Raw genomic sequence first — 25,087 nt, 5'->3', positions numbered from 1 at the left:
GTTTTTCATTCCCCGCTTAACCATTATTGTGGGGGGGGGTCCGTGGGGCCCCCCCCCAACAACTTTCTGCTCGTTTTGAACGGCGTTTTGAACGGTTCAGCGGCATCAGCGCTGGTGAACACCAACGATGTCGACAACGAATACGAGAACGTCGTCGCCGTTGATACCTGCGCGTGGGTTGCCCATCGGGCCGTAACCCTTCTCTGGCGGAACCGACATGACGAGGCGGGTGCCGACCTGCTTGCCAACGAGAGCCTGGTCCCAGCCTTGGATGACCATGCCGACGCCGATCGGGAAGGAGGTTGTTGAGCCTCGATAGTAAGAGGAATCGAACACTGGGCCGTCCCAGATCTGGCCGTGGTAGTTCACCTCGATCTCTGACCCCTTGGTGACGACGGGGCCGGTGCCCTCTTCGAGCACTTCAACTGCCAGCCCCTTGGGGGCTGTGCCTTCGGGCCAGGTGAACTCTGGTGCGTCACCGAACTTGCCTGATACCTCTGGAAGCTTCGACATATCTGTCCTTTCGTTGTGTGAACACTTGCCCCAAGTCTAACTGGTGGGTGCGCTCGCTGAAGTGTCGCAGCACGTATTTTGGTGAGCGATTTAGGCGTCCTGGCAACTATTGGGGTAAGGCCAGAGGTCATCCGAGGTGGAAATATTTTCTCAATACTCCAGAATTTTGACCGCAAAAAAGAAAGACGCCACTTCTTAATCAAGAGCAATAATCATGATTGCTGGTTTGACAAGTGTGGCGCTTGCGAATCCGGGGTGTGAGGTGAAAAGTTAATTGTCACCTCACACCCCGGCGCGTTTATACTCAGATTCCCGCCAACGGACCCGAGCCTGGAAGTGGGCACGGCAAGCCCGACTCCGAGTGGCAGCGGTAGCCGTTGGGGATCTTGTGAAGGTACTGCTGATGATCGTCCTCAGCGAGGTAGAACGGGCCGGCCTTCGCTGCGTCTTTAAACTCAGTGACGATTTCGCCCTTCCCGGCTTCGCGCAGAACCTTTTCGTAAGCGTCGCGCATCGCGACGGCGGTGTGCCCCTGTTCGTGAGTGGTGTAGAAAACTGCACTACGATACTGGGTGCCGATATCTCCTGCCTGCTTGTTGAGTGAGGTTGGATCGTGCATCTCGTAGAACGTTTTCAAGATCGCACCGACGTCGGTTTTTGTTTTATCGAAAACGACGCGCACAGTTTCTGTGTGCCCGGTTTCGCCGGTGCAGACCTCACGGTACGTCGGGTGAGGCGTGTAGCCGCCCATGAAACCTACCGCCGTCGAAACGACGCCCGGCATTTGCCAGTAAATTTCCTCAACGCCCCAGTAGCATCCGCCAGCAAGGTAAATAACTTCCTGGTTTTCGCCGGGCTCGGCGAGCAGATCCGTTCCCAGAATTGCATGTTTGTGCGGATGTGGGTTGATCGGGTTCTCGCGCCCGGGGAGCGCATCTTCGGGTTTGACCATCTCTGGTCGACGGAAAAGAAACATTTAGCCCTCAAAAGCCTCGATCTTGATGATTTCTACGCTGAATTCCTTGCCGTTCGGCGCGGTATAGGTGGTAGTATCCCCTGCTTTCAATCCCAGAATTGCGGCACCGAGCGGCGCTGATTCGGGGTAGACGTCGATCTCGACGTGTCCGGCTGCTTCACGCGAACCGAGGAGGAAATGCTTATCTTTGCCGTTGACCTTTGCTGTGATCACGGTTCCAGGTGCCACTGTTTCAGCGCTGACTGGCTCATCGGATACCTCAGCGTGTTCAAGCAGGTATGTCAGTTCTTGAATACGGCCCTCAAGCTTGGACTGCTCTTCACGAGCGGCATGGTAACCGCCGTTCTCTGACAGATCACCCTCTGCGCGCGCTGCTTCAATACGCGAAACGATTTCTGCGCGACCCTCGGTCTTCATCGACTCAAGCTCAGCTGTGAGGCGATCGAAGCTCGCCTGAGACATCCAGGTAGTTTCTGCCTTTTCTGCCATCTTGTACTCCTTCATGACCTTGTGGTCATTACAAATAGAAGCATGTCCACACATGTGGACATGCACTTGCCGTCCCCGAATTCTAACACCGTCATTGGTGGGCGGGCAGAGAGAATCGGCTTGAGGCGTAGTCTTGGCTGATCCTTGTCGCGATTGCGCGTGCTGATCATGCCCGGAGGCGTTGCTCTTTGCTTGTGCGAACACTAAAGTAATTGAAAGCCAAAACTACTAAAAATTCAACTATCGTGATGAGGGGAATCGATGACTGAGCAACGCCGGCTCATGGCCGTCCACGCACATCCAGACGACGAAGCCTCAAAAGGTGCAGGAACGCTCGCAAAATATTCCACAATTGGACGTGTGCGCGTGGTCACGGCAACCGGTGGTGAGCGGGGGAGTATCCTCAACCCCTCCCTCGTCGGAAATCCGGATATTGCAGCAGATCTCGCTACGTATCGTCGCCGCGAGATGGCGGACTCGGCGCGCGCCCTGGGAGTGGAACACGCATGGCTTGGCTTTGTCGACTCCGGCCTTCCCGAGGGTGATCCGTTGCCCGAGCTTCCTCATGGTTCTTTTGCGGCGATTGGTCTTGAAGAGCCGACGCGCGCACTCGTCGCTCAGATTCGCGAATTTCGCCCCCAAGTGCTCGTGACTTACGACGAGCGCGGTGGCTATCCGCACCCAGATCACATTCGAACTCACGTTGTCTCGATGGCTGCTGTCGCTGCGGCTGCAGATCCTTACTATGCTCCTGAATGCGGGCCGGCATGGGCAGTGACGAAAGTATATTACGACGCCGGTTTTTCAGTTCAACGAATGCGCACACTCGACGCTGCGATGGTCGACGCGGGACTCCCCGCTGTGTTTACGGAATGGGTGAGTTACGCGGAAGGTCACGTATCAGTAGAGGGAGAGACATCGATCGACGTCGCTGAGTTTTTCCCGGTACGTGACCGTGCTCTTGCTGCACATGCGACACAAATCGATCCTGAGGGAATTTTCTTCGCTGTTCCACGAGATCTCGAAGCACGCGTGTGGCCGTGGGAACAGTTCCACCTGGCGATGAGTAGAGTCGGGTGGACAGACGGAGAAACTGATCTGTTTGACCGTATCCCTGGACTTGAGAACTGAGGCAATATCTCACGCACCTGCGTCGGCGGAGAACGCTGGCGCTAGGACAAGATTGCCAGCCATGTTGCCACACAATGACAGGAGTAGCCGATGGCAGTGCCCGTATGGAAAAACTCATGGAATCCGAAGTGTACGGGCCAAGGATTTGGCCAGCGCGTGGCGTAAAAGAGTGCCCCGATGGTGTAGGCGATCCCGCCAGCTGCGATGAGCCACACAATTGCGGGTCCGCCGCTGGCATAGAAGTACGGAATGAACCACACTGCCACCCAACCCAAGAGAACGTAGTTAAGAGTGGAGAGCCAACGTGGGCAGGATGGCCAGAAAATTGCCATGCTCATTCCGATGGCTGCTCCACCCCAAACCAGACCGAGCACGAGTGACGCGAGGGATGGGCTGAGGAGCGAAACCGACAGGGGCGTGTAGGTGCCGGCAATGAGGATGAAAATATTGGAGTGGTCGATCTTCTGGAGGATCCCCTTCACTTTGGGCGCCCATGGCCCGAGGTGATAGACGGCAGAATTTCCGAAGAGAATCAACCCTGCGATCATAAAAACGATTGCTGCGAGAAGTCTCCCGACTGTCGGGGCGAAAATCACGAGAAGGATACCGTTGGCGAGAGCTAGGGGAGCGGTGATGGCATGGATCCAACCGCGGGCTTTCGGCTTCGGCCCGCTGGCAAGGAAAGCCTTTCGCTCGGCCCTGTTCATGTGAGCTAAGGTCTTGACCGATGACGTCGAAGCTGATGTATGCCCGGGTGAGACTCGCGTATCGATTCCAACAGTGCCAGCGGAACCGGGGCGAGCAACGTCGTTGGCGGGGTATAGGCTTGTCATGGCAGATCTGGCGCGGTCATTCTCGCTTGTTTTGGGTGTCGTATGGACTTTCGTCATTTTTTCCTCCGTATCCGCCTCAAGGCTAGAGGCAAGCGTGCGCTGGTGCAATGCTCGGGTGAGGTTTTCCATCTGTGGATGAATGCTGCTCCGAGCTTTTCCTGCGAATGCCTCTTTGCTGTGTGTCCCTCGTGGATCGGGCAAGGACGGGTAGTATGAGAGCGGAGAGAGGAGCCCAGCCATGTGGATACCCGAGTTTTTGTACTCGCTGTATGAGCGTTCGCTTGAACGCGAAATTCGTTCGGCTGCGGTTCCAGAACATGTCGGGATCATTTTGGATGGTAACCGGCGTTGGGCAAAGGCTCTGGGAACCTCGGCGGCTAATGGCCATCGCAAGGGTGCTGACCACGTAAGCGAAGTCCTGGGGTGGTGTGAATCGGCGGGTATCAAAATCGTGACTCTGTGGATGCTGTCCACGGAGAATCTTTCACGCGCCGCTGCAGAATTGAATGACCTCATCGGCATCATTGGAGATGCGGTGGACACACTTGCCGACTGTGGTCACTGGAATGTGCGTGTCCTTGGTGATTTGAGTTTGCTTCCCGCTGAGGCTGCGCAACGTCTGACATCAGCAGCGGCTCGATCGACGAAAGATCCCCAGGCCATGGCGGTGAACGTTGCTATCGGCTACGGTGGTCGTCAAGAAGTAACCCAGGCAGTTCGAGAGTATTTACTTGAGCGCGCAGCAGCTGGAGCAAGCCTCGAAGAAGTAGCGAATTCTCTTTCAATGAAAGAGATCTCGGATCACATGTACACCGCTGGGCAGCCTGATCCTGATTTGATTATTCGCACCTCCGGTGAGCAACGGATGAGCGGCTTCATGCTCTGGCAAACCGTTCACACGGAATTGTATTTCTGTGAGACCTACTGGCCAGATTTCCGACGCGTCGATTTCTTGCGTGCGATTCGTGATTTCTCCACACGCGATCGTCGAATGGGGCGGTAGCTGAAGCTGGTGCGATATTGGAATGGCAGACGCTAACGTGAATAATCTCGAGTGCGTCGGTTTAGCGCGCGTAGAGTTCAGATTCTGCTTGGAGTTCTGCCCGGGTTGGAGGATTCGCTCCCGCGCGGGTAATGGCAATTCCAGCGGCGGCAGCGGCGTAAGCTCCCAGTGATCGAAGGACAGGGGCGGAAAGATCTGCGATATGGGCAGTTTCTTCGCCACCGAGCACAGAGAACCGTCCAAGACCATCAATGAGTGCAGCTGTGAGTGCATCACCTGCACCGACAGTGTCCACAACCTCAACCATCGCAGCTGGCAGTGAGATGGACTCATGCCCTGTGGAAAGGAATACCCCCTCGGGGCCGCGAGTGATGACTGCAAGCTTGGCACCACGTTCAAGGAAATAGTGGGCTGCCTCCTGTGGAGAGATCTCCCCCAAGAGAGCGCAGACATCTTCGTCAGATGCTTTGACAACGTCAATATACGGCATCATCTCATCGATTTGACCCAGTACCTTTGTTCGAGATCCCATTACGTTGAGACGGATATTGGGATCATAGGTCACGGTTGAACGTCCAGCATAGAGTTTGAGCCATTCCAGAGCAGCTGTCCGTCCAGGTTCAAGGTGAGCCCCGAGGGAGCCAATGTGTACCGCACGCGGTGCATTTTCTTGAATCTTGCGGCGAAGCTGCGGATCTTCAGGAGGCAGTGGAAAATCTGAGACAAGTGAGAACTCATATGACGCAGCCCCATGCTCGTTGATCGTGGCCTGTGCCGTCGATGTGGGACGCGAATCTATTGACCCCTTCACTAACTGGACCCCCGACTCTTCGAGCCGTTGCCGTAAAAGCGCTCCGTCGTCGTCATTGCCGATTCGCGTCAGTAACTGAGTGCGTCGTCCAAGCAAGGACAGGCCGACTGCAGTGGCGAAGGGGGAGCCACCTGGGTAGCGGATCGTTCCTTCGGGCCGGGTGATGATATCGACAAGTGATTCACCGATAACGAAGGTGCTCATTGTCCGTTCTCCTGAGCTGGCAATTGTGCCGACGCTTGTGCCGACGCTTGCGCCGCAGCGAGGCGTTCGCGAGCTCCATCAAGCCACTTTTCACAACGTCGTGCTAAGGCTTCGCCGAGCTCCCACATGGTGAGTGCATCTTCGAGAGGCAGATTTCCCTGCTCAAGACGTGAAACGATCTCTACAAGTTTTGAGCGTGCATCTTCGAATGACAGACCTGCGACCTTGGCGTCAAGTTCTTCAGGGCTGAGGGGCGCAGAGTTGGCGGATTGTGAATTGTCTACCATTTTTCTCTCCTGTCCTGAATTCATTCTTCTGTCCGACCATTCGGTGTCACCAGGTCAAGTACACCTTCCGCCAGCATTGCTGTCAGATGCTGGCCAGGTACGAGTCCGTGAGATGATCGGACAATCTGACCTTCCTGTGTCCTTAACACAGCGTAACCGCGATTGAGCGTCGAATGTGGGGATAAAGTCCGTAGCTGGCGTGTGAGCGCCGAAAGGTCTGCTTGCCGACCCTCGATGCAACTATTCATATATTGGGCCGACCATTGCCGTAAACCGTCGATATCTTCGGCGCGAGCATCGAGCATGTTGCGTGGCTGAGACATTACCGGACGAGTGCGCAAGGCACGGATGTCATGGGAAGCACTTTCGAGAAGACGGTCAATTGCAAGCCTGCCGCGGCGCAGGCCAAGAAGAAGATCCTGACGCAGCTCCCCGACGTCAGGCACGACGTTCTTTGCTGCATCAGTAGGTGTGGAGGCTCGGAAATCGGCAACGAGATCGAGGATCGGTGCATCAGTCTCATGTCCGATTGCAGAGATGACGGGGGTCTGAGCTGCGGCGACAGCGCGAACCAAGGCTTCGTCTGAAAATGGCAGGAGATCTTCGACTGAACCGCCGCCACGAGTAATGATGATGACGGAGACGTGAGGATCAGCATCGAGTTCTTCAAGAGCCGGGATAATTTCGTTTACTGCCCCCGCGCCTTGTACCGCAACTTCACGAATCGTGAAATGTGCATCGGGCCAGCGATGGTAGGTGTTTTCTAAAACATCGTGCTTTGCCTTAGCGTTACGGCCACAAATCAACCCAATAGTTGACGGAAGGAAGGGGAGAGGTTTTTTGCGCCGTGCATCGAAAAGTCCTTCCTTGGCAAGCTGTGCTTTGAGCGCCTCAATGCGCGCAAGGAGATCTCCCAAGCCTACTTGTCGGATTTCCTGGGCAAAGAGTGAGAGTGAGCCATTGACTTTGTAAAAATCTGGTTTTGCCTGCGCAACAACGTGTTGGCCAACCTCGATGGTGGGGCCAAGTGCGTGAGAGAAGATCTTCACTGTTATTGAGGCATTTTCGTGAAGGTCGGTGAGGGTAAGGAACTGAACTTTCGATCCCGGACGTCGGACAAATTCAGTAATTTCTCCCTCCACCCACATTAAAGACATTGCCGCCACATACTCTTCAATTTTCTTGTTGAGTAGTGCAAGCGGCCATGGTTGTTGAGCGGTGGTTGCGGCAGCCGTTTGAGGGAGACCTTGAGGAACTGGGTACTTCACGCTGTCTATCCTAAAACGAGAAATCGTTGGCGATGTGGACAAAGGGGCACACTTATCAAGTGATCTATGATGCCAGGTAGGGAAAATGTATGGAGAATATGCATACACCCCAGCTGTGAGAAGTAGGCGCGGTGTCTATAGTGTGGCCGCACTCTCTCGCGCTGTGATGTTTTTTCCCATAATGTTGAAGCGTGACTGAGAATACTGTGTCCCTTGCTGGTGCTGCTGCGTTTCCTTCTGAGATTCCATCCCAAGAATCCGCTGACGGTAAGCGCATCTTGATTGCGACTCCGCGAGGCTACTGCGCGGGCGTTGATCGTGCGGTTGATACCGTGGAAAAAGCCCTCGAACTCTACGGAGCTCCTGTGTACGTACGCAAAGAGATCGTTCATAACAAATTCGTTGTCGAGACGCTGACTAAGCGGGGAGCTATTTTTGTTTCTGAAACGGACGAGGTGCCCGAAGGCGCTCGCGTTGTGTTCTCGGCTCACGGCGTTTCGCCTGCTGTCCATGAAGAGGCTCATCGTCGCAATCTTCTGACCATTGATGCTACCTGCCCATTGGTGACTAAGGTTCACAAGCAAGCTGTCCGATTCGCGAATGACGATTACGACATTCTTCTTATTGGTCACGAGGGCCATGAAGAAGTTGAGGGAACGCAGGGGGAGGCGCCTTCCCATATTCAGGTAGTGAATGGCCCGGAAGATGTCGAGGCTATTGAAGTGCGCAATCCTGATCGCGTTGTGTGGATTTCTCAAACCACGCTTTCGGTTGACGAGACGATGGCCACGGTGGAGCGTTTGCGTGCAAAGTTCCCGAACCTCATTGATCCCCCATCCGATGATATTTGTTACGCCACCCAGAACCGACAAGGTGCAGTGAAGAAGATGGCTCCTGAATCTGACGTTGTCATTGTGGTTGGTTCGGCGAATTCTTCGAACTCGGTACGTCTTGTTGAGGTCGCTCTCGAAGCGGGGGCTGGGAGCGCGTACCGCGTCGATAAAGCCGAGCAGTTGGACGAAGAATGGATTCTCGGTGCTCACACGATCGGTGTGACCTCGGGTGCCTCGGTACCAGAAATTCTTGTCCGCGAGGTTGTCGAGTGGATCAAAGCGCGCGGATTCACCACGGTTGAACCAGTCGTGACAGTGACTGAAGATGTTCATTTCTCACTTCCTAAGAATCTTCGTGGTGATCTCAAAGCAACTGGTGTTGAAGTGGATCGGCCGCACAAGGTGCGTGATCGCCAGGCCGGTGTATCAAACGCCCGCTCGACACACCGAATCGGCGAGACACACGAACGCTAATCCTCCCTATAATTCGGGAGCCGTGATCTCTCGGATCTGTCCACTCTCACTACTGATGGGCTCAGGTGCGTGAAGTTCGTGAGCTTTCTGACCTAAAGAATTGAATTTTCGATAGGACACGAGCACACGGCTTTCGAGCGAGGCCATCGCAGAATTGTATGCCTTGACTGATCCTTGGATCGTTTTGCCTAACTTCGTCAGATGATCGACAAAAATACTCAGACGATCAACCAATTCACGTCCAACAGCGACAATCTGGGTAGCTTCAGCTGAAGCCGATTCGCTTCGCCATACGGCAGCGATTGACCGAAGAAGTGCTAGTAGCGTGGCTGGCGAGGCTGGAATGACTCCTGAAGTGAGGGCATCTTCGAGCACAGTGACATCAGAATCCACTGCTTGTGACAGCAGCGATTCTGCCGGCAAGAACATAATGGTGAGCTGTGGAGAGTTTGGAAAATCAGCAGGATAATTCCGCTTCACTAGCGCATTAATATGTGAGCGAACTGCTTTTGCGTGAGCAGCAAGGTGCTGGTGGCGTTCAGCCGACTGTTCGAGATCTGATGGAGAAATCTCCATCGCCTGAAGGTATGAGGACATAGGTACTTTTGAATCAATAGCGATATGTCCGCCGCCAGGGAGATGGATAAGAACATCAGGACGCCCTGATCGATGATTGTCACTCGCGTTCTCAGCAAATCCCGCAGATGCCTTCTGCTCGTTGAAATCGACATGCTCAAGCATACCTGCAGCCTCAATAACACGTCGAAGTTGGATTTCTCCCCACGATCCGCGAGCTGATGAATTCGTCATCGCTGCGGAAAGTGAATCAGCAGTGGAAGCGAGGCGAACTGTCACTTTAGCGTCATTCGCTAGTTGCTGGGCAATACGGGCAAATTGTTCCGCATTCTTTGTATCAAGAGAACGAACATATCGATCAACATCAGCGAGTTGATGGCGAATCGGTGCCAGTGCGGTGAGCAACGAAGAATCCTCACGAGATTTTTCAGCCAATCTCTCGAAATCATCTTCGAGCCGTGCCTGTTGCCCCTGTGCGATGAGTAATTGTTCGCGCGACTGTTGGGCTGCGGCGCGGGCGGAATCCGCCTCCGCCCGCGCCGCGTCAATCCCCGCGCGGTGGTGACCAGCAGCAAATGCCCAGCCCAATGCTGCACCGCACACGATAGACAGTCCAATGATCACAATGAAGAAACCGAGTGAAACGTTCATAGCCTCAAGAATATCGAGGGGGTATGACAAAAATTTCGCATCACTTTCCCGTAGCTCTGGATCGGGAGGAAACTCGCCGCTCACCTCACTAGAATGTAGCCGTGGCTTTAACTATTGGAATTGCAGGACTCCCTAACGTGGGCAAGTCCACCCTGTTCAATGCGCTTACGCGTGCAAATGTTCTCGCTGCGAACTATCCGTTCGCAACAATCGAACCCAACGTCGGAATCGTTCCGCTGCCTGATCCGCGCTTGAATAAGCTGGCGGAGATCTTTGGGTCACAGAAGATTCTGCCGGCAACAGTCTCCTTCGTCGACATTGCAGGTATCGTGCGTGGCGCCTCCGAGGGCGAAGGTTTGGGAAATCAATTCCTTGCAAACATTCGTGAAGCTGACGCCATCTGCCAAGTAACTCGTGCCTTTGCTGATCCTGATGTCACCCACGTCGACGGAAAAGTAGATCCGGCGTCGGATATTGAAACGATCACCACGGAACTCGTGCTGGCCGACATCCAGACTCTCGAAAAGCAGCTTCCGCGCCTCCAAAAAGAACTCACGGGCAAGAAAATCCCGAAGGAATACGTCACCACCGCTCAAGAAGCCCTCGAAATTCTCGAGCAAGGCAACACTCTCTTCGCTGCGGGCAAGCACCTGGATCAGGACATCCTCAAGTCCTTCCAGCTCATGACCTCCAAGCCCTTCATTTACGTCTTCAATACCGACGACGACGGCCTTGCAGATACCGATATGCAGGCGAAGTTGCGCGAAATTGTGGCGCCTGCGCAAGCGATCTTCCTTGATGCGAAGTTCGAAGCAGAACTCATCGAGCTTGAAGAAGATGAAGCTCGCGAGATGCTTGAATCGACTGGCCAGAGCGAGTCGGGTCTCGATCAGCTTGCCCGCGTCGGCTTCGACACTCTCGGTTTGCAGACGTACCTGACAGCTGGCCCGAAGGAAGCTCGTGCGTGGACAATCCACAAGGGTGATACGGCTCCGCAGGCTGCCGGCGTGATCCACACCGATTTTGAACGCGGCTTCATCAAGGCTCAGATCGTATCCTTCGATGACCTCGTGCAGTACGGTTCGATGGCCGAAGCGAAGGCACACGGTCACCTTCGCATGGAAGGTAAAGATTACGTGATGCAAGACGGCGACGTCGTCGAGTTTATGTTTAATGTGTAGTTCGCACTAAAAACGATGGGAGGCCGGGGCTGATGTTCCGGCCTCCCATCCGCTAAAGGGCCACGTCATCGAATTGTAAAAGAACTTCGGTCGGGTTCTCCGGGGAGATCAGAGGTACGGATCTTTTTCCGTTCGTTCCCCGATTGCGAAAATGTGTTACCGTCCGTGTTCCGCGCTTTTCAATTCCGTGGCGTTCGCCCCAATCGCCACAGCAAAATCAATTTGCGTGGCAAAGTTTTCTTCGTGCCTCGCTCATGATGGCGACGGCACCACACGAGAGATGACGGAGGAACGACATGTCATTGAGCAACCTTTTGGACGCGGGAACAGTCCTGCAGCAACTTGGCCCGTGGGCTCTGGGTGGGATCGGCCTCATCATTTTCATCGAATCAGGTGTCCTTTTCCCTTTCCTGCCAGGCGATTCACTCCTCGTGACGGCGGCCACTCTCCACGTGCAGCTCGGTTTAACACTGTGGCAGGTGGCATTAGTTGCGAGCATCGCCGCAGTAGCGGGGGATCAAGTTGGTTTCTGGCTCGGCCACCGATACGGACGTCGTCTGTTCACAGACGACGCACGCGTGCTACGCACCGATCGTTTGCGAGTTGCTGAAGAATTCTTCGCCCGACGCGGCCCGCTTGCCCTTGTTCTGGGGCGTTTCGTACCGATCGTCCGCACCTACGTTCCGGTTGCGGCGGGCACTGCCCGGATGTCGTACTCGAAGTTCGTTGGATGGAATATTGGTGGTGCCTTGGCATGGGTGGCATCCATGACAGCCGTTGGCGCTCTCCTGGGAAATATTCCGGGTATTACACATTCGATCGATGGGATCATGATCCTCATCATTGGAATTTCTGTGATGCCGATGGTGATCTCTGCACTGCGAGCATATTGGAAGAAACGCCAGTTATAGTCTGCTGCAGATCACTCCGGCAGTTCCCCTGCACTAGCCCTTTTCGGTGCGACGTTACTCGTCAACGCGAGAGTGTCGGTGTGCGTGATTTGACGATGGACAAGTGTTTCACGGGAAACATCACTTGCATTATGCTCAGTGGTTTCTCGCGAGATCATTCAATGCGCAGTGTGCGCAGGTGAAAGACCAGGGGCGCCGACGCCAGAATTTCTCTGACGCCGGCGCCCCTGGCCGTTTATTCCGTCGCGTTACTTCTTGCGACGCAGGATGGCAAGGACGACACCTGCACCGAGCAGAGCGAGTCCAATCCCTCCAATAGTGGCAACCGTCGCTCCGGTATGTGCCAGTGCACCAGAATTCGGCTTTTGATGAACGTTAGCCTGAGCCGATCCAGTAGTGGACTTCGGAGTGGGTGTTGCCGAACTGTTCGGCTGTGTCGGAGTCGGTGCCGGTTCAGTAGCTTTCGGTGCCGGATCCTTCTTCTGCTGGGATCCCTTTTCCGCTACATCGCCAGTGGACTTCCCGGCCGCTGGGAACTGGAGGTCTGCCCACACCAGGCGGTGGTCCGACGTTGGAAGCGGGTCAGCATAGCCGACAAGGCGTTCGAGTTCGTCGCCAGGAACAGGCCAGAAGATCTGGGCACCCAGCACCTTGGTGCCGGTATTGGGAAGAACATAATCGACGCGCAAATTACCGACTGACTTATCTGAGAAATCTGCAGTGTCGTAGATCGGGTTGCCCTTGTGTGCATCGTTTGCACCGCCTTGGAGTATCGCGGCGGCAGGCCCACCCTGTGACGTTGGAAGAGTATCAACCACACGTGGATTCTTCAGCAGTTGAGCAATTGCTCCTGGCCACGATCCGCCATCAACTGGATCGGAATTGTGATCGCCGACGATGACAAAGTTGGCATCCTGAGCGAGTGACCCCTTCTTCCCTGCGTCATCGTATAGATAATCGGCCTTGCCGGAGATGTAATCCGCCCAGAGGCGAATCTCGTCAAAGTTGCGACGCGAGTTACGTTTCTCGGGGCCGTCAATTGGTGGCGTCGGGTGGTCAGCCAGGACGTGTACCACAGTGCCATCGATCTCAACGGGGATATCTGCATGAGTCTTCGACGATAGTGGGAAGGATGCAGTTTCCTCGGGTGAGTAGAAGGGAGAACCGTCAGGATTTACCGGCATGAGATTGCCTGGCATGTCTTTCCATAGGAATTTTTGGAAAGTGCGAACCTGATCCATCTTGATGGGGTACTTGGAGTACACCACGAAACCATACTGGCCAGGGAACGCCCCAAAGCCCCATGCGTCATCAGGTTCGCCAAGCTTGCCGTTATTGTTTAAATCGAAACCCGAAGCAATCCCCGTATTTACTGGGCCATGCCATGCGTAGGGGTATTTCTGTGCAGGAGCCCCGTTGTGGCTCACTTCGAGATAGTTTTTGCGGAATAGATCAACCGATTTTCCAGCTTTATCGTAGTCAAATTCATTGATGAGGACGATGTCAGGAGCAGTGCGCTGGATCGTCTCAGCAGCGTTTTGTGCCTGTTTATTGTTCGGGGTGGAGAGATCTTTCTGGAGCTCACCGAGATACTTACGATTCAGTGAAGCGTTGAACGTGGCAACGCGCACTGGCTTGGTATGGCTTTTAGGCGATGTTGGTGTGGGAGTCTCAGCCGCGGATGCGAGTTGAGCTCCGAGAAGGAGAGGGAGCGCTGCTGTCAGAGCAAGCAGACGTGTGGTTTTTATCTTCATCATAATGTCCTCGAAACATTAGGCAGATGGACGGATGCATTCTAGCATTTGCGTGTTGATGGGATCCGCAGCACACCTGCTATTTTCCTGAGAAAACGTCAGTATATATAGGCTGGTAGAGACAGTGATGGGCGGGTCAGCTGTCACTGATCCGCCCATCACTTCACACGTATGAAAACCTCACCTCATCGGCGAATCTTTCGCACGCCGAGAGCTACTCCACCGAGGCTGAGCAGAATGAGCATCGCAATTCCTGCGGTTGCCGAATCTGCACCAGTCATTGGAAGGTTCTTACCTTGTGGGGTGGCCTTCGGAGTTGGGGTTGGAGTCGGATCGGTGTTGGCCTTTCCTTTGCCAGAATTGCCATTATTGGTGTCTGCGCCCTTTTCTGCCTTACCCTTACCCTCATCGGACGGATTGGAAGCTGTACACGTGATGTCGACCCCGAGACCAGCGTTGGCAGAGACGATCTCCTTGTCTCCGGCCATGATGGTGAGTGGGAGGTGAACCTTACCGTTCTTAGCCATCGTGCATGAAGCTGTGGTGGACAGGGAAACTGGCTCAGTGAATCCCACGCCGTCGGCGGTGACAATTGCGTTTTCGTTGGCCGCGTTTGCATCTTCGAGAGTGTTGTTGACCTTGGCGGTTGCCGAGGCGTCACCGAGCTTAATGGTGACTTCCTTGGGCATGAACTCACCTTCGCGGGTGAAGGACAAGCCACGAACTGCAACCTTGGCGTCGACCTTGTTGCCAGTCACCTTTGAATCGATCGTCACACCAGTGGATTGAGTGGTCTGACGCGGTTGGCTCTTCGGGTGTGCTTTGAGGTAGCTCTCCATCCATTCGCGATCAAGAGACAGCGGTGCAGAGACAGTGGTCAGAGTCTTCGCGATGCTCGGGTCCTTGAGGACATCGAAGGAATCGCCACCGGAAAGGAGGAAGGTTACCGAACCGACGGAGTAAACCTTCGCTGGATCGATTGGCTTGTTGTTGATCAGAAGCGAAGTTACACGCTCTCCCATCTTCTTGGTGGGATCGTAGGTGTACTTCACGTTCGAGGATAGGCCGAGCTTGAGCATTGGACGTGAGGAATCTTTGCCTAGTGTCTTCCACTGCTGCTCAAGGAGAGTCTTGAACTGTGCTCCGGTCATCTTGACATAGCCAACTTCGTTGGAGAAAGGCATGAAATCGAAGATGTCGCCAACAGTGACTTTGCCATCCTTAGGTTCAAGGTCAGCGCGGATACCACCGGCATTGATGATCCCGATGTCGATGGGTTGGCCGTCGAGTGTTGTGAAGGCGCCCTTCATTGCGTCACCGATTAGTGAGCCAAGGGTGCTTTCGGTTCCACGGTTCTCGCCAACGGTTGCTTTGCCGTCTTTGACGGTTTGTTGAATTCCGCGGTAGAAGTTTCCGGTTCCTTCAGCAACAACTTTTGCCTTGGCTTTTTCTGCTTTCGCCACAGCTGTGTCGACGATTGCCTTGACGGCTGGATCTTCGCCACACTTGACGAGTGTGGTGGCATCAATCTTGATTGCCTGTGATTTCACGACCTTGCCTGTGGCTTTGTCGAACGTGATCTGAAGGTTGGAGAGGTTGTCGGTAAATGAGCCAGAAGCAGTAGCGGTGATGAGGTGGCCATCATTCGCCTTCACCATGTTGAAGTCGAAGTACGGTTTGTGTGTGTCACCGCCCATAATGCCGTCAACGTCCTTCCCCATCAATGGGTAGGAACGTTCGACGTCGTTATCAAACATGGCGATGACGACGTCAGCTTTCTTCTCTGCCTTGAGCTTGGTGGCGAGCGAATTGATGATCGGTACAGGCTTGTTGAACGTGAGTGAATCAACGGTGCCTGGTGCAAGCTTGGTAGCGACGTCGTCCTCGATTGCGCCGATGAAGGCGACTTTCACGCCTGAAGGAGATGTCCATATTTTGTAAGACCCGAGTTCCTTGAGGCCGTCGATGTTGGCACCGAGGTAGTCGAATTTGATCTGAGTGAAACCGTTCTTACCGGCGAAACGATCCTTGAGTGCAGGCACCCCTTTGTCGAACTCGTGGTTGCCGATGGTGGAAGCAAAGACTTCCATCTCGTTGAGCGCGGCGATGGTGGGGTTGTCATTGTCTGAACCAGAGGTAAACGGTGAAGCACCGATGTTGTCACCCAGGAGGGTGAGTTGGGAGTTCGGGTTGGCTGCCTTGGCTGCCTTGTAGTAGCAGGAGGCTGCAGCAAGGCCAGCTTCCTTAAACGTTCCCTCTTTCTTCCCCTTGACAGCCTCGATGTGGCCGTGGATATCCGTCAAGTTGTAGAGATCGAGGGTGACGATGTCAGAGTTTTGTCCCTCTGACGCCGGTGCTTTGTCAGTGTCAGTGCCATCAACTGCCAAAGCGGTCATCGGTGATAGTGCCAAGGCTGCAGTGGCAAGTGAGCCGACTACGAACCGTGCGTGATTCTTCATTGAATGTTCTCCTCAGGTAGGATCCGCCCAAGATTGCTTTTTCATCCTAGCACTATCGGTAGAAGTTATCGTCCGAGATCACGCCAAAAAATTTTGATGTTGTAGTGAATGTTGTCGTCAATTTTCTGACGAGTGAGGGGCCTTTTCGTCTGCTGCACGAGCCTCGTCAACATCGTCGGAGAGAGTGATACCGATCACGAAAAACTGAAACATTAGGGAACCCTAATTACGTAACGCGAATGTTTGCTAATGTGATGCCGACACTTAGCGACAAGAAAGGACTTGAGTGTGACCGAAAATCTTTCGCTTGCTGCCGAAATGCGTGCTGCAACTGCTGCTGCTCACTCCGATGCAGAGCATACGACGTTCATGGAGGATCTCGTCTCTGGCAATGCTCCCCAGAACGCATGGGGGAGAGCTTTCCCTGCAGATGTTCCATGTGTACCGCGCTCTAGAAACTGTTGCGGCAAAATATGCTGATCAGCCATTGGTGGCTCCGATCTTGGATGAGCGTCTTGATCGACTGGCATCAATTGAGCGTGATCTTGAAGCTCTCGGTCTTGCTCATCGGACGCAGGAACCAATGCTTCCGGCAACTCGCACTTATGTCGAGGCTATTGAGGGTGCCTCGCCTGAGGCTCTGGTAGCGCATCACTATGTCCGCTATCTTGGGGATCTTTCCGGTGGGCAAATCATTGCCACAATGCTGCGTCGCCACTATGGGCTGAGTGATGATGTTCTGAACTTCTACTCTTTCCCCGGTATTGAGAAACCGAAAGTGTTTAAAGATGAGTATCGAGCATCTCTCGATTCTTTGCCCGTCAGCGAGGAGTCGCGCGCTGAAATTGTTGAACATGCGGTCAAGGCATTCCGGTACAACCAAGCGGTTTTTGCTGAACTAGAAAAGGCATTAGCCTGAGCGTTAGCCGCCGTGATTTTATGGTGTGGGGATCGGGTGATAACCTGATCCCCACACTGTCTTTCGATGTGTGAGATTAAAGCTGTTATGTGCCACGCGGCGTGATGTGAACATGATGTGTGTTCAAAAGCACGTAGACACGAGAAAGACAAATCGGGAATAATTTAGATTTCAATTATAATTTCTTTGGTGAATGTTTACTTGTAGAAGAGGTCCAGATGTCGAAATCGCTTCCCGAGCAGTCCCAGCCAACCGGTGAAATTGCACCGGTTGGCGAAGCGTGCAATCGCTGTCCTGCTTGCCGCTGCCTTCGTGGTGCTCTTGAACGAAACCACGATGAACCTTGCGCTGCGTGATATCGCGGCAGATCCTCAACTTGCAATCGGCACGCGCTCGGCATCCTGGCTCACTGCAATCTTTATGCTGGTCATGGCAATCGTGATTCCAACAACTGGCTGGATGCAACGGCGTTTCAATACGCGTCCGATGTTTTTCATGTCCACTGTGTCATTCCTCGTCGGCACAGTGATCGCTCTGTTTGCTCCGACATTTTCGATTCTCTTGACTGGCCGAGTCGTCCAAGCCTTCGGCACAGCGATTGCGATGCCGCTCTTGATGTCCACGGTGATGAGCGTGGTTCCGATGGCACGACGAGGAAGCGTGATGGGTATCGTTTCGATGGTCATCTCCGTCGCTCCGGCTCTTGGCCCTGCCGTAGCTGGGGTGGTTTTGCAATTCGGATCGTGGCGTTCAGTTTTTGCAACAATGGTTCCGATCGTCGTGGCCGTGATTATCGCAGGGTACGTCTGGTTGCCAAATCTCAATGAATTCATGAGCAAAGCTCGCCTGGATTACATTTCGTTGCCGCTATCAGCTCTTGGCTTCGGTGGCACGATTTACGGGCTTTCCTCTTTCTCCAGTCCAGATCTTCCATGGTGGCTCGCTCCCGCCGTCTTGGCGATTGGCCTGGGAATGCTCGCGCTCTTCGTCTGGCGTCAAATGAGGTTAGTCAAAGGCGGTGAACCACTTCTTGATGTTCGTGTTTTTGCGAATATGCGTTTCACCGCGCCGGCTATGATGGTCATGCTTGCCATGATGGGAATGTTTGGCGTCTTGATCACCTTACCGCTGATGCTCCAAACCTCTTTTGAACTTGAGCCTTACAAGGTCGGTCTCCTCTTACTCCCCGGTTCTGCGATCAGTGGTCTGCTCGGTCCTGTCGTCGGAAATATTTATGATCGTGTCGGCCCGCGCCCACTGGCAATCCCTGGAACAGCGATCGTGGTGGGAGCATTTGCGATGTTGCTCGGGATCACCACGTCCACCTCCGTGTGGTATTTCCTTGCCTTCCACATCATCATGAACATCGGCTTGACACTGACGTTCTCACCGTCATTCACTACTGCTCTTGGCTGGCTCGCGCCACAACAGTATGGTTACGGCTCTGCCTCACTGTCAACGATCCAACAGGTGGCAGGCGCAGCGGGTTCCTCAATTTTCATTGCCATTATGTCCACCGGTATGGGACGTTCACTTGCTGCTGGCGCTTCCCAAGGTGCGGCAATGGTGGCAGGAGCGCATCGTGCGTTTTTCTTTGCGCTGATCATCGAGACAATCGTTTTTGCGCTTTCCTTTACTTTGCGTCGTCCGCAACACTGATGTGATGTCTCGTCGACGTCGGCGAAACATGTTCACTCAGTGGAATGCGTTCGCGCGCTCACCGCGACCTGCGATAATTTGAGGAGCATGTGTGAAATTTCTAGCGAACCACAAAAACTGGTCCGACGCCTGACACGCCGTCAAGTGTCCATGATCGGTCTTTCTGGCGCACTTGGCACCGGGTTGTTTCTCGGCTCTGGCTCCGTGATTGCGCTAGCGGGGCCTGCCACGATTCTCGCATATCTTAACGCTGGATTATTCGCCCTTGCTGTTGTGTGGGCGCTCGCTGAAATGGTGTCAGTGCATCCTGTTGCAGGAGGTCATGGCACCGTGGCTTCTGCCTACCTCGGCCGACGCGGTGGATATGTCGCTCGCTGGAATTTTGCGGTTCAATCGCTTGTTGCCACAGGCGCCGAAGTCACGGCCACAGCAACCTACATTCAATTCTGGTTCCCTGCCATGCCGCTGTGGGTCGGGACCATCGGGTGTGCCGTGGTGATCTTCGCTTTTAACGCATACTCTGTTCGCCTCTATGGAAGCTCCGAATACTGGTTCTCAATGATCAAAATTGTGGCAGCGGTAGCATTCATCCTCCTCGGAATTGCTCTCATTGTTGGTGCAGTTCCGGGGCAGGCTCCCATTGGCCTGTCACATTTCACCGATGACGGAGGTTTCTTCGCACGTGGAATGCTCGGTTTGCTTGCGGCCTCGGCGATGGCAGTTTTTTCTTTTGGCGGTATCGAAAATGTGTCGTCTACCGCAGCTGAATCGGAAAATCCGGCGCGCGATATTCCTCATGCTGCATCTGCCATGATTTGGCGAATCATTATTTTCTACATTGCTGGAATTGCTGTTGTCTTGGCTCTCCAACCATGGAGTGCCACTGCAGCCCAGGGCGATGCACTCACTGAGTCGCCTTTTGTTCGGGCTCTTGAATTGACGGGAATCAGCGCAGCAGCTCACATCATGAATACGGTTCTGATTGTCGCTGCGCTCTCGTCTGCCAACGGTTGCCTCTACGCTGCAACCCGCATGATTCATGCACTGAGCATCGATGGTGAAGCGCCGGCATTCGCACGTCACCTCAATGCAGCGGGCGCACCGATCGGTGCAATTGGAATCAGTGCAATCGCCGTTGCGGCAACTGCAACACTGTCGATCATTGCTCCTGAAGGAGCTTTCGCATACCTTATCGGTGCAACAATCGTGGCAATCCTCATCACCTGGACGATTATCATGGTCACGCACTTGGCGTTTCGCAAAGCTCGCCGCGAGGCAGGTTTGGAACTGGTCAAGCGCAGGTTATGGGGAGCACCCGTAGTGAACTACGTGGTGATTGTCGCCTGCGTTGCCAACTTCGTCGCTTTGCACTGGTTGATGCCGCTGACATGGTGGGCGGGAATTCCTTACATTGTCATTCTGCTGGGAAGCTACGAAGTCTTACGACGTGTCCGCACTCTACCCGCGCCAGTTGACTTATTGAGTCAGTCGCTTGCTGCCGCGGGTAAATCTGACACCGACGTCTCTGCCGACGTCGAGCGCTAGTCAACCTGCTGCGAAGGAAAGAAGTCACGATGCATGTTCGTACCTTGTTGGTTACCGGTCTGGCGCTGTTTGCCATGTTCTTTGGCGCGGGGAATCTCATTGTCCCTGTGATGATTGGCGTCGACGGCGGTCGTGCAGCCTGGGTTGGAGCAGTCGGTTTCCTTTCCACAGGTGTTCTTCTACCGGTGCTCTCGATGGTGGCGCTTTCTACCAAGCGCCCCGACGAATCCCGACTGGCGGACCGTATGGGAAGGACATTCGGCCTGGCGGTCACCACTTTGATTTTCTTGTTCACCGGCATGGTTTACGTCATTCCACGCGTTGGAGCCGTGAGTTTTGAGATGGGGGCTGCGCCAATCGTTGGCTCGTCGCCGCTAGCCCTATTCGCATGCTCGGCTATCTTCTTTGCCTTGACCCTTGCTCTTGCATTGCGCCCGAATCGGATCGTAGCGCGAATTGGAATTGTGCTCACTCCAGCTCTTCTGATTTTGTTGTTGGTGCTGATCGTGGCTGCGTGGAACGCGCCGGTGATCAACCACCACCCGGAGGGAACTTTCGCCTCCTCACCCGTTGTTGCCGGTTTTATCCAGGGCTACTTCACGATGGATGCATTGGCGGCGCAAATGTTTGGGGGAGTGATTCTTTCCTCGCTTGCTGCAGCAGGATTCCGCGGACGAAACATCCATCGTGGCACAGCCATTGCTGGAGTTATGGCGGGTGCGATTTTGGGCATTATCTACCTCGGCCTGGTGGTCGTAGGAAGAGTGGGGCAGGGTGCGAACGGTGCGCAAGTGATCGCAAATGTTGCGCGTGAGATGTTTGGCTCCGGGGGACAGGCAGTATTCGGGCTGATCGTGGTTCTTGCCTGCTTGACCACTGCTCTTGGTTTGACTGGGGCATCGGTGGAATATTTCCACGGTCTTGTGCCATCGATTTCGCGTCGTCGCTGGCTTTATATCTGTATCGGTGTGTCCTTTGCCTTGACCAATCTAGGGCTGGAGCGCATCTTGGCAGTGGTTGCACCGGCAAATCAGCTTCTCTATCCGATTGTTATCGTGCTCGTGGCTGTGACACTTCTAGCTGCTGGAATTCACCGCAACCTTTACTGGTCATACCGACTTCCCGCATGGGTTGCTGGTGGTCTGTCTGTCCTTGAGGCGGCCTGGTCTACTGGTCTGGCAGTGGCCGCTCCGTTGCGTTCCGTTCTTGACATCTTCCCGCTCGGTTCATTGCAGATGGCATGGGTTGTGCCCGCTTCATGTGCCCTCGCCATCGGATTGTTCCTCGACCTTCGACTTACCAAGCGCGCCGACGTCGCTTGAGCCACTGACGTCGGCTGTGCGCTTTGCGCTCAACCACGCGGTGTTGAAGAAAAAGAGGAAAAATGAATATTCGTCTGCGTTCTGTTATCGTTGCTGCCTTTGCTTTGTTCGCCATGTTTTTCGGCGCAGGAAACCTGATTTTGCCAGTGATGATCGGGGTTAATGGTGGCGACCATGCCTATATCGGTGCTGCAGGATTTGTTATCACAGGCGCTGCGCTCACTGTGGCGGGGATGCTTGCGGCATCCACTCAGCGTCCAGATGAAAAGCGTATTGCTGATCGAATTGGACCACGTTTTGGCCTGATTTTCACCTGCGCACTGTACCTGGCTATCGGCATGATTTATCCCACCCCGCGCGTGGCTGCGGTGAGTTTTGAAATCGCTATCGCGCCGTCGACGGGGTCGGGTCAGCTTGCGCTTTTCCTCTACACTTTGGTGTTTTTCGCCGTCTGTTATGTGCTTGTGCGCCGACCGCACAAAGTCGTGGGAAATATCGGTGGATGGTTGACTCCGGTGTTGCTTTTCTTGCTTGTGGTGATGGTGGCGTTGTCCTTCACTTTGCCTCACACTAGTCATCAGGCAAATACCGACTATGCCTCATCACCTTTTGCTTCTGGTCTCATCGAAGGCTACTTCACCATGGATTCGCTGGCCACGTTGATGTACGGATCGGTCATTATGACGGCGCTCGCTGGCGCCGGACTTGCGGGACGTCAACTTCGTCGGGGAACAGCGATTGCTTCGCTGATCGCGGGAATCTTGCTCGCTGCGTGTTATTTCGGGCTGATCAACGTCGGCGCGGTCGGAAACGGGGATAACGGTGCTGAAGTGATCACCGGGGTTGCGGCGCGTTTGTTTGGTACAGCGGGACAAGTCTTTTTCGGTGTGATGATCATCCTTGCGTGCATGACGACGGCGATTGGTCTACTTGCGTCAGGTTCGAGGTTCTGGCATGAGTTGATCCCATCCGTTTCCGCGCATACCTGGTTAATTGTGCATTTGGCTGCTGCTGTGTTGATCTCGAACCTCGGGCTGAAAACAATTCTCGCGGTGGTCGCACCGATTTGTCAGCTCCTGTATCCGGTGACGATCTGTTTGATTGTGGTGGCACTGATCGAAAGTGCGATGAGAGCGCGACATTTGGTGTGGGCCTACCGTCTACCGGCGTGGACTGCAGGTGTGCTCTCGATTGTGGAAGCCCTGAACTCCACAGGCGTGAAACTGTTTGAACCTTTGCGCCAAGTGCTTAATGTCTTCCCGCTTGGCACGGTAAAGATGGCGTGGGTTGTGCCGGCGCTCGTGGCGCTTGCCGTCGGTATCGTGATTGATTTTCGTCGTATACAGACGACGCGGACAGCGCTCGGCACGGTGAAGTGACACAATAACACCATGGAGCAAATTGATGCCTATCACCATCTGTCCACGAGTGAGCAACTGCTGATCTATCTCGGGCTGACACCATTACAAGCATTAGCGGCCGTGATCTCAACCTGTGCACTCTATGGCTTTTTCATTGTGATGACACGTTTAATGGGGCAGCGGATGTTCATGAAGCTTACGGGTTTTGACATGCTCCTCGTGATTGTTCTGGGTGCGGTGATGGGCCGAGCAATGATGGGCTACACGCCCACTTTCGGCACGGCGGTGATTGTGTTGGTGATGCTCACCGTGCTTGAACTTGCGTTTGGCCGTCTTTCAGGGCGTCCACGATTAGCCCGAATGATCAACAACCGTGCCGTGTGTTTAGTTGCTGGGGGCCGATTCGTTACCCACGAAATGAAACGAGCACACATCACCCGAACTGAAGTTCTTTCTGAACTTCGTAAAAAAGGTGTGCATTCGCTTGATGAAGTAGCAGCGGTGATCTTAGAACGTACAGGGGATATGTCGCTACTGCGCGTCGGCACTCTGATCGATCCACAGATGATCGTCGGTGTGCGCTCAGCAGGTGAAATACCACAGGAGCTCCTCGCGCAAGATAAGTGAAACCGCTCAATCTTTGCGACATCAATAATTAATACTGTCCTTCTGTATAATTGGTTGTGCTAGCACTCCCGATTAAGTCAAAGGAGAATACGGTGAAGGCAGCACGTTACTACGATCGCGAAGACATTCGCATCGAAGATATTGAACCGCAGGAGCTCAAGCCAGGCACCGCACGCGTCAAGGTTGCATGGTGTGGCATTTGCGGCACTGATTTGCACGAATTCAAAGAAGGGCCGATCTTCATTCCACCGCACGGCCACCCGCACCCAATTTCAGGTGAAGATGCCCCTGTCACTCTTGGCCATGAGATGTCGGGTGTGATTGAGGAAGTTGCAGACGATGTTACAGATCTCCAGGTCGGCGATCATGTTGTGGTTGAGCCTTATCTCATCCACGACGACGTTGACACCACAGAGGAGAATAAGTTCTACCACCTCTCGCCAGATATGAACTTCATCGGTCTTGGTGGCGGTGGCGGCGGCCTCTCGGAGAACATCGTGGTCAAGCGCCGTTGGATCCACAAGATTCCGGATTCGATTCCGCTCGATCAGGCAGCTCTCATTGAGCCGCTGTCGGTGGGCTACCATGCCGTTGAGCGTGCAGGCTATGCCTCGGAGGAAATGGCCAAGGGTAAGGTTGCCCTCGTCGGCGGAGCTGGCCCGATTGGTCTGCTCACCGCTGCCGTGCTCAAGGCATTCGGTGCGACTGTCGTCATGTCGGAACTTTCACCGCTTCGCCGCCAGAAAGCTCTCGATTCGGGCGTCGCTGACTACGCGCTTTCGCCAGCCGAGGTCGACGTCGTCGAAGAAGTCAAGAAACTTACCGACGGCGCTGGCGCTGATGTGGCATTCGAATGCACCTCGGTTCAGGTCGTTTTCGACACCCTGATGAATGCACTTCGCCCAGGTGGAGTTCTCGTCGTTGTCTCGATCTGGTCCAAGCATGCGGATCTCGATATTCACCAGCTCGTGATGAAGGAGATCGATCTTCGCGGAACGATCGCCTACGCTCATTCGCATCCGGCAACCATCAAACTGGTGTCTGAGGGCAAGGTGAACCTCGAGCCGTTTATCACCGGAAAGATCGGTCTGGAGGGATTGGTTGACGAGGGGTTCGATACCCTGATCAACCACAATGAAACCGCAGTGAAGATCCTCGTTTCGCCGTCGGGCGAAGGCCTGTGAATGGCTGTGCTCATCGGTTAAATCACTGACTGATGTGCAGTGGGGGGGGGGGGGGGGGCCGCCGAGGCGCCCCCCCCCCCCCCGGGCGGCCCCAAAAAATTATTTGTGTGGAGACC

Annotated in this window: 22 protein-coding genes; 12 read left to right on the top strand and 10 right to left on the bottom strand. The window is 54.3% G+C overall.

All coding sequences use genetic code 11. The annotated features are described in order from the left end of the window. Window positions 1–105: 105 nt before the first annotated feature. From ACTOVJ_RS07905 to greA, 3 genes are all read right to left on the bottom strand, one after another. Entirely contained in the window at window positions 106–513 is a 408-nt protein-coding gene (locus ACTOVJ_RS07905; protein WP_449502680.1) for an FKBP-type peptidyl-prolyl cis-trans isomerase, read from the bottom strand. A gap of 304 nt (window positions 514–817) precedes the next feature. Beyond that, window positions 818–1,489: a peptide-methionine (S)-S-oxide reductase MsrA gene (msrA, locus tag ACTOVJ_RS07900; RefSeq protein ID WP_449503691.1), complete on the bottom strand. Its 672-nt coding sequence runs from the start codon at window positions 1,487–1,489 to the stop codon at window positions 818–820. After that, window positions 1,490–1,978: a transcription elongation factor GreA gene (gene greA, locus ACTOVJ_RS07895; RefSeq protein WP_449501323.1), complete on the bottom strand. Its 489-nt coding sequence runs from the start codon at window positions 1,976–1,978 to the stop codon at window positions 1,490–1,492. Window positions 1,979–2,239: 261 nt separating this feature from the next. On the opposite strand from greA, the gene mca reads away from it, so the two are divergent. Next, window positions 2,240–3,109, top strand: a complete 870-nt coding sequence (gene mca / locus ACTOVJ_RS07890) for a mycothiol conjugate amidase Mca (RefSeq protein WP_449502681.1) — start codon at window positions 2,240–2,242, stop codon at window positions 3,107–3,109. A gap of 41 nt (window positions 3,110–3,150) precedes the next feature. On the opposite strand, the gene trhA is transcribed toward mca, so the two are convergent. Continuing rightward, complete coding sequence (gene trhA, locus ACTOVJ_RS07885) at window positions 3,151–4,182, bottom strand: PAQR family membrane homeostasis protein TrhA (RefSeq protein WP_449503694.1); 1,032 nt, start codon at window positions 4,180–4,182, stop codon at window positions 3,151–3,153. Between trhA and ACTOVJ_RS07880 the strand changes: the two genes are divergently transcribed. Continuing rightward, window positions 4,181–4,945, top strand: coding sequence for an isoprenyl transferase (locus ACTOVJ_RS07880; protein ID WP_449501320.1), 765 nt, complete (start codon window positions 4,181–4,183; stop codon window positions 4,943–4,945). The two genes, trhA and ACTOVJ_RS07880, sit on opposite strands and share 2 nt — an antisense overlap. A gap of 61 nt (window positions 4,946–5,006) precedes the next feature. Here ACTOVJ_RS07880 and ACTOVJ_RS07875 read toward each other — a convergent pair whose 3' ends face one another. From ACTOVJ_RS07875 to xseA, 3 genes are read right to left on the bottom strand one after another with little or no spacing between them, the layout of a single operon-like run. Continuing rightward, on the bottom strand, window positions 5,007–5,960 hold the full coding sequence (locus ACTOVJ_RS07875; RefSeq protein ID WP_449501319.1) for a carbohydrate kinase family protein: 954 nt from the start codon (window positions 5,958–5,960) through the stop codon (window positions 5,007–5,009). Next, complete coding sequence (locus ACTOVJ_RS07870) at window positions 5,957–6,247, bottom strand: exodeoxyribonuclease VII small subunit (RefSeq protein WP_449503695.1); 291 nt, start codon at window positions 6,245–6,247, stop codon at window positions 5,957–5,959. The genes ACTOVJ_RS07875 and ACTOVJ_RS07870 overlap by 4 nt, the downstream gene beginning before the upstream one ends. Window positions 6,248–6,267: 20 nt before the next feature. Continuing rightward, complete coding sequence (xseA, locus tag ACTOVJ_RS07865; RefSeq protein WP_449501317.1) at window positions 6,268–7,515, bottom strand: exodeoxyribonuclease VII large subunit; 1,248 nt, start codon at window positions 7,513–7,515, stop codon at window positions 6,268–6,270. A gap of 191 nt (window positions 7,516–7,706) precedes the next feature. Between xseA and ACTOVJ_RS07860 the strand changes: the two genes are divergently transcribed. Further along, window positions 7,707–8,822 carry a 4-hydroxy-3-methylbut-2-enyl diphosphate reductase gene (locus ACTOVJ_RS07860; RefSeq protein ID WP_449501316.1) on the top strand — a complete coding sequence of 372 codons (1,116 nt, stop codon included), beginning with the start codon at window positions 7,707–7,709 and terminating at the stop codon, window positions 8,820–8,822. Window positions 8,823–8,828: 6 nt separating this feature from the next. Here the strand turns inward: ACTOVJ_RS07860 and ACTOVJ_RS07855 are convergent, their stop codons facing one another. Then, window positions 8,829–10,049: a DNA recombination protein RmuC gene (locus ACTOVJ_RS07855; protein WP_449503696.1), complete on the bottom strand. Its 1,221-nt coding sequence runs from the start codon at window positions 10,047–10,049 to the stop codon at window positions 8,829–8,831. Between the two features lie 101 nt (window positions 10,050–10,150). On the opposite strand from ACTOVJ_RS07855, the gene ychF reads away from it, so the two are divergent. Both ychF and ACTOVJ_RS07845 read left to right on the top strand, forming a co-directional pair. Next, window positions 10,151–11,230: a redox-regulated ATPase YchF gene (ychF, locus tag ACTOVJ_RS07850; RefSeq protein ID WP_449501314.1), complete on the top strand. Its 1,080-nt coding sequence runs from the start codon at window positions 10,151–10,153 to the stop codon at window positions 11,228–11,230. Window positions 11,231–11,526: 296 nt separating this feature from the next. Beyond that, the gene (locus ACTOVJ_RS07845; RefSeq protein WP_449501313.1) at window positions 11,527–12,141 is read left to right on the top strand and encodes a DedA family protein; all 615 of its coding nucleotides are present in this window, start codon (window positions 11,527–11,529) and stop codon (window positions 12,139–12,141) included. 248 nt (window positions 12,142–12,389) lie between these two features. Here ACTOVJ_RS07845 and ACTOVJ_RS07840 read toward each other — a convergent pair whose 3' ends face one another. Together ACTOVJ_RS07840 and ACTOVJ_RS07835 are read right to left on the bottom strand one after the other, a co-directional pair. Beyond that, complete coding sequence (locus ACTOVJ_RS07840; RefSeq protein WP_449503697.1) at window positions 12,390–13,895, bottom strand: endonuclease/exonuclease/phosphatase family protein; 1,506 nt, start codon at window positions 13,893–13,895, stop codon at window positions 12,390–12,392. Window positions 13,896–14,080: 185 nt separating this feature from the next. Beyond that, a complete protein-coding gene (locus ACTOVJ_RS07835; RefSeq protein ID WP_449502690.1) occupies window positions 14,081–16,354 on the bottom strand; it encodes a bifunctional metallophosphatase/5'-nucleotidase in 2,274 nt (757 codons plus the stop codon). Window positions 16,355–16,745: 391 nt separating this feature from the next. Between ACTOVJ_RS07835 and ACTOVJ_RS07830 the strand changes: the two genes are divergently transcribed. The 7 genes from ACTOVJ_RS07830 (at window position 16,746) to ACTOVJ_RS07800 (ending at window position 24,971) form a co-directional block, all read left to right on the top strand. Beyond that, window positions 16,746–17,273, top strand: coding sequence for a biliverdin-producing heme oxygenase (locus ACTOVJ_RS07830; RefSeq protein ID WP_449504685.1), 528 nt, complete (start codon window positions 16,746–16,748; stop codon window positions 17,271–17,273). A 270-nt stretch (window positions 17,274–17,543) separates the two neighbouring features. Continuing rightward, entirely contained in the window at window positions 17,544–18,932 is a 1,389-nt protein-coding gene (locus ACTOVJ_RS07825; protein WP_449503699.1) for a DHA2 family efflux MFS transporter permease subunit, read from the top strand. Window positions 18,933–19,019: 87 nt separating this feature from the next. After that, the gene (locus ACTOVJ_RS07820; RefSeq protein ID WP_449501308.1) at window positions 19,020–20,477 is read left to right on the top strand and encodes an amino acid permease; all 1,458 of its coding nucleotides are present in this window, start codon (window positions 19,020–19,022) and stop codon (window positions 20,475–20,477) included. A 29-nt stretch (window positions 20,478–20,506) separates the two neighbouring features. Next, complete coding sequence (gene brnQ, locus ACTOVJ_RS07815) at window positions 20,507–21,799, top strand: branched-chain amino acid transport system II carrier protein (RefSeq protein WP_449503700.1); 1,293 nt, start codon at window positions 20,507–20,509, stop codon at window positions 21,797–21,799. Between the two features lie 62 nt (window positions 21,800–21,861). Beyond that, the gene (gene brnQ, locus ACTOVJ_RS07810; RefSeq protein ID WP_449503701.1) at window positions 21,862–23,178 is read left to right on the top strand and encodes a branched-chain amino acid transport system II carrier protein; all 1,317 of its coding nucleotides are present in this window, start codon (window positions 21,862–21,864) and stop codon (window positions 23,176–23,178) included. A gap of 12 nt (window positions 23,179–23,190) precedes the next feature. Further along, window positions 23,191–23,787: a DUF421 domain-containing protein gene (locus ACTOVJ_RS07805; protein ID WP_449501305.1), complete on the top strand. Its 597-nt coding sequence runs from the start codon at window positions 23,191–23,193 to the stop codon at window positions 23,785–23,787. A 92-nt stretch (window positions 23,788–23,879) separates the two neighbouring features. Continuing rightward, window positions 23,880–24,971: a 2,3-butanediol dehydrogenase gene (locus tag ACTOVJ_RS07800; protein WP_449501304.1), complete on the top strand. Its 1,092-nt coding sequence runs from the start codon at window positions 23,880–23,882 to the stop codon at window positions 24,969–24,971. The last annotated feature ends 116 nt before the right edge of the window (window positions 24,972–25,087 follow it).

The organism is Arcanobacterium sp. (ex Cirak et al. 2026) (assembly GCF_053585065.1).
Note: the sequence above shows the minus strand (reverse complement) of the source record. Positions and strands in the feature narration are given on the sequence as shown.

Coding starts and splice junctions, on each gene's coding strand:
- ACTOVJ_RS07840 (WP_449503697.1), bottom strand. CDS start 13,895: ATGAAGATAAAAACCACACGTCTGCTTGCTCTGACAGCAGCGCTCCCT.
- brnQ (WP_449503701.1), top strand. CDS start 21,862: ATGAATATTCGTCTGCGTTCTGTTATCGTTGCTGCCTTTGCTTTGTTC.
- ACTOVJ_RS07845 (WP_449501313.1), top strand. CDS start 11,527: ATGTCATTGAGCAACCTTTTGGACGCGGGAACAGTCCTGCAGCAACTT.
- trhA (WP_449503694.1), bottom strand. CDS start 4,182: ATGGCTGGGCTCCTCTCTCCGCTCTCATACTACCCGTCCTTGCCCGAT.
- ACTOVJ_RS07830 (WP_449504685.1), top strand. CDS start 16,746: ATGCTCCCCAGAACGCATGGGGGAGAGCTTTCCCTGCAGATGTTCCAT.
- ACTOVJ_RS07855 (WP_449503696.1), bottom strand. CDS start 10,049: ATGAACGTTTCACTCGGTTTCTTCATTGTGATCATTGGACTGTCTATC.
- mca (WP_449502681.1), top strand. CDS start 2,240: ATGACTGAGCAACGCCGGCTCATGGCCGTCCACGCACATCCAGACGAC.
- ACTOVJ_RS07820 (WP_449501308.1), top strand. CDS start 19,020: ATGTGTGAAATTTCTAGCGAACCACAAAAACTGGTCCGACGCCTGACA.
- ACTOVJ_RS07870 (WP_449503695.1), bottom strand. CDS start 6,247: ATGGTAGACAATTCACAATCCGCCAACTCTGCGCCCCTCAGCCCTGAA.
- ACTOVJ_RS07875 (WP_449501319.1), bottom strand. CDS start 5,960: ATGAGCACCTTCGTTATCGGTGAATCACTTGTCGATATCATCACCCGG.
- brnQ (WP_449503700.1), top strand. CDS start 20,507: ATGCATGTTCGTACCTTGTTGGTTACCGGTCTGGCGCTGTTTGCCATG.
- ACTOVJ_RS07805 (WP_449501305.1), top strand. CDS start 23,191: ATGGAGCAAATTGATGCCTATCACCATCTGTCCACGAGTGAGCAACTG.
- greA (WP_449501323.1), bottom strand. CDS start 1,978: ATGGCAGAAAAGGCAGAAACTACCTGGATGTCTCAGGCGAGCTTCGAT.
- ACTOVJ_RS07835 (WP_449502690.1), bottom strand. CDS start 16,354: ATGAAGAATCACGCACGGTTCGTAGTCGGCTCACTTGCCACTGCAGCC.
- msrA (WP_449503691.1), bottom strand. CDS start 1,489: ATGTTTCTTTTCCGTCGACCAGAGATGGTCAAACCCGAAGATGCGCTC.
- ACTOVJ_RS07880 (WP_449501320.1), top strand. CDS start 4,181: ATGTGGATACCCGAGTTTTTGTACTCGCTGTATGAGCGTTCGCTTGAA.
- ACTOVJ_RS07905 (WP_449502680.1), bottom strand. CDS start 513: ATGTCGAAGCTTCCAGAGGTATCAGGCAAGTTCGGTGACGCACCAGAG.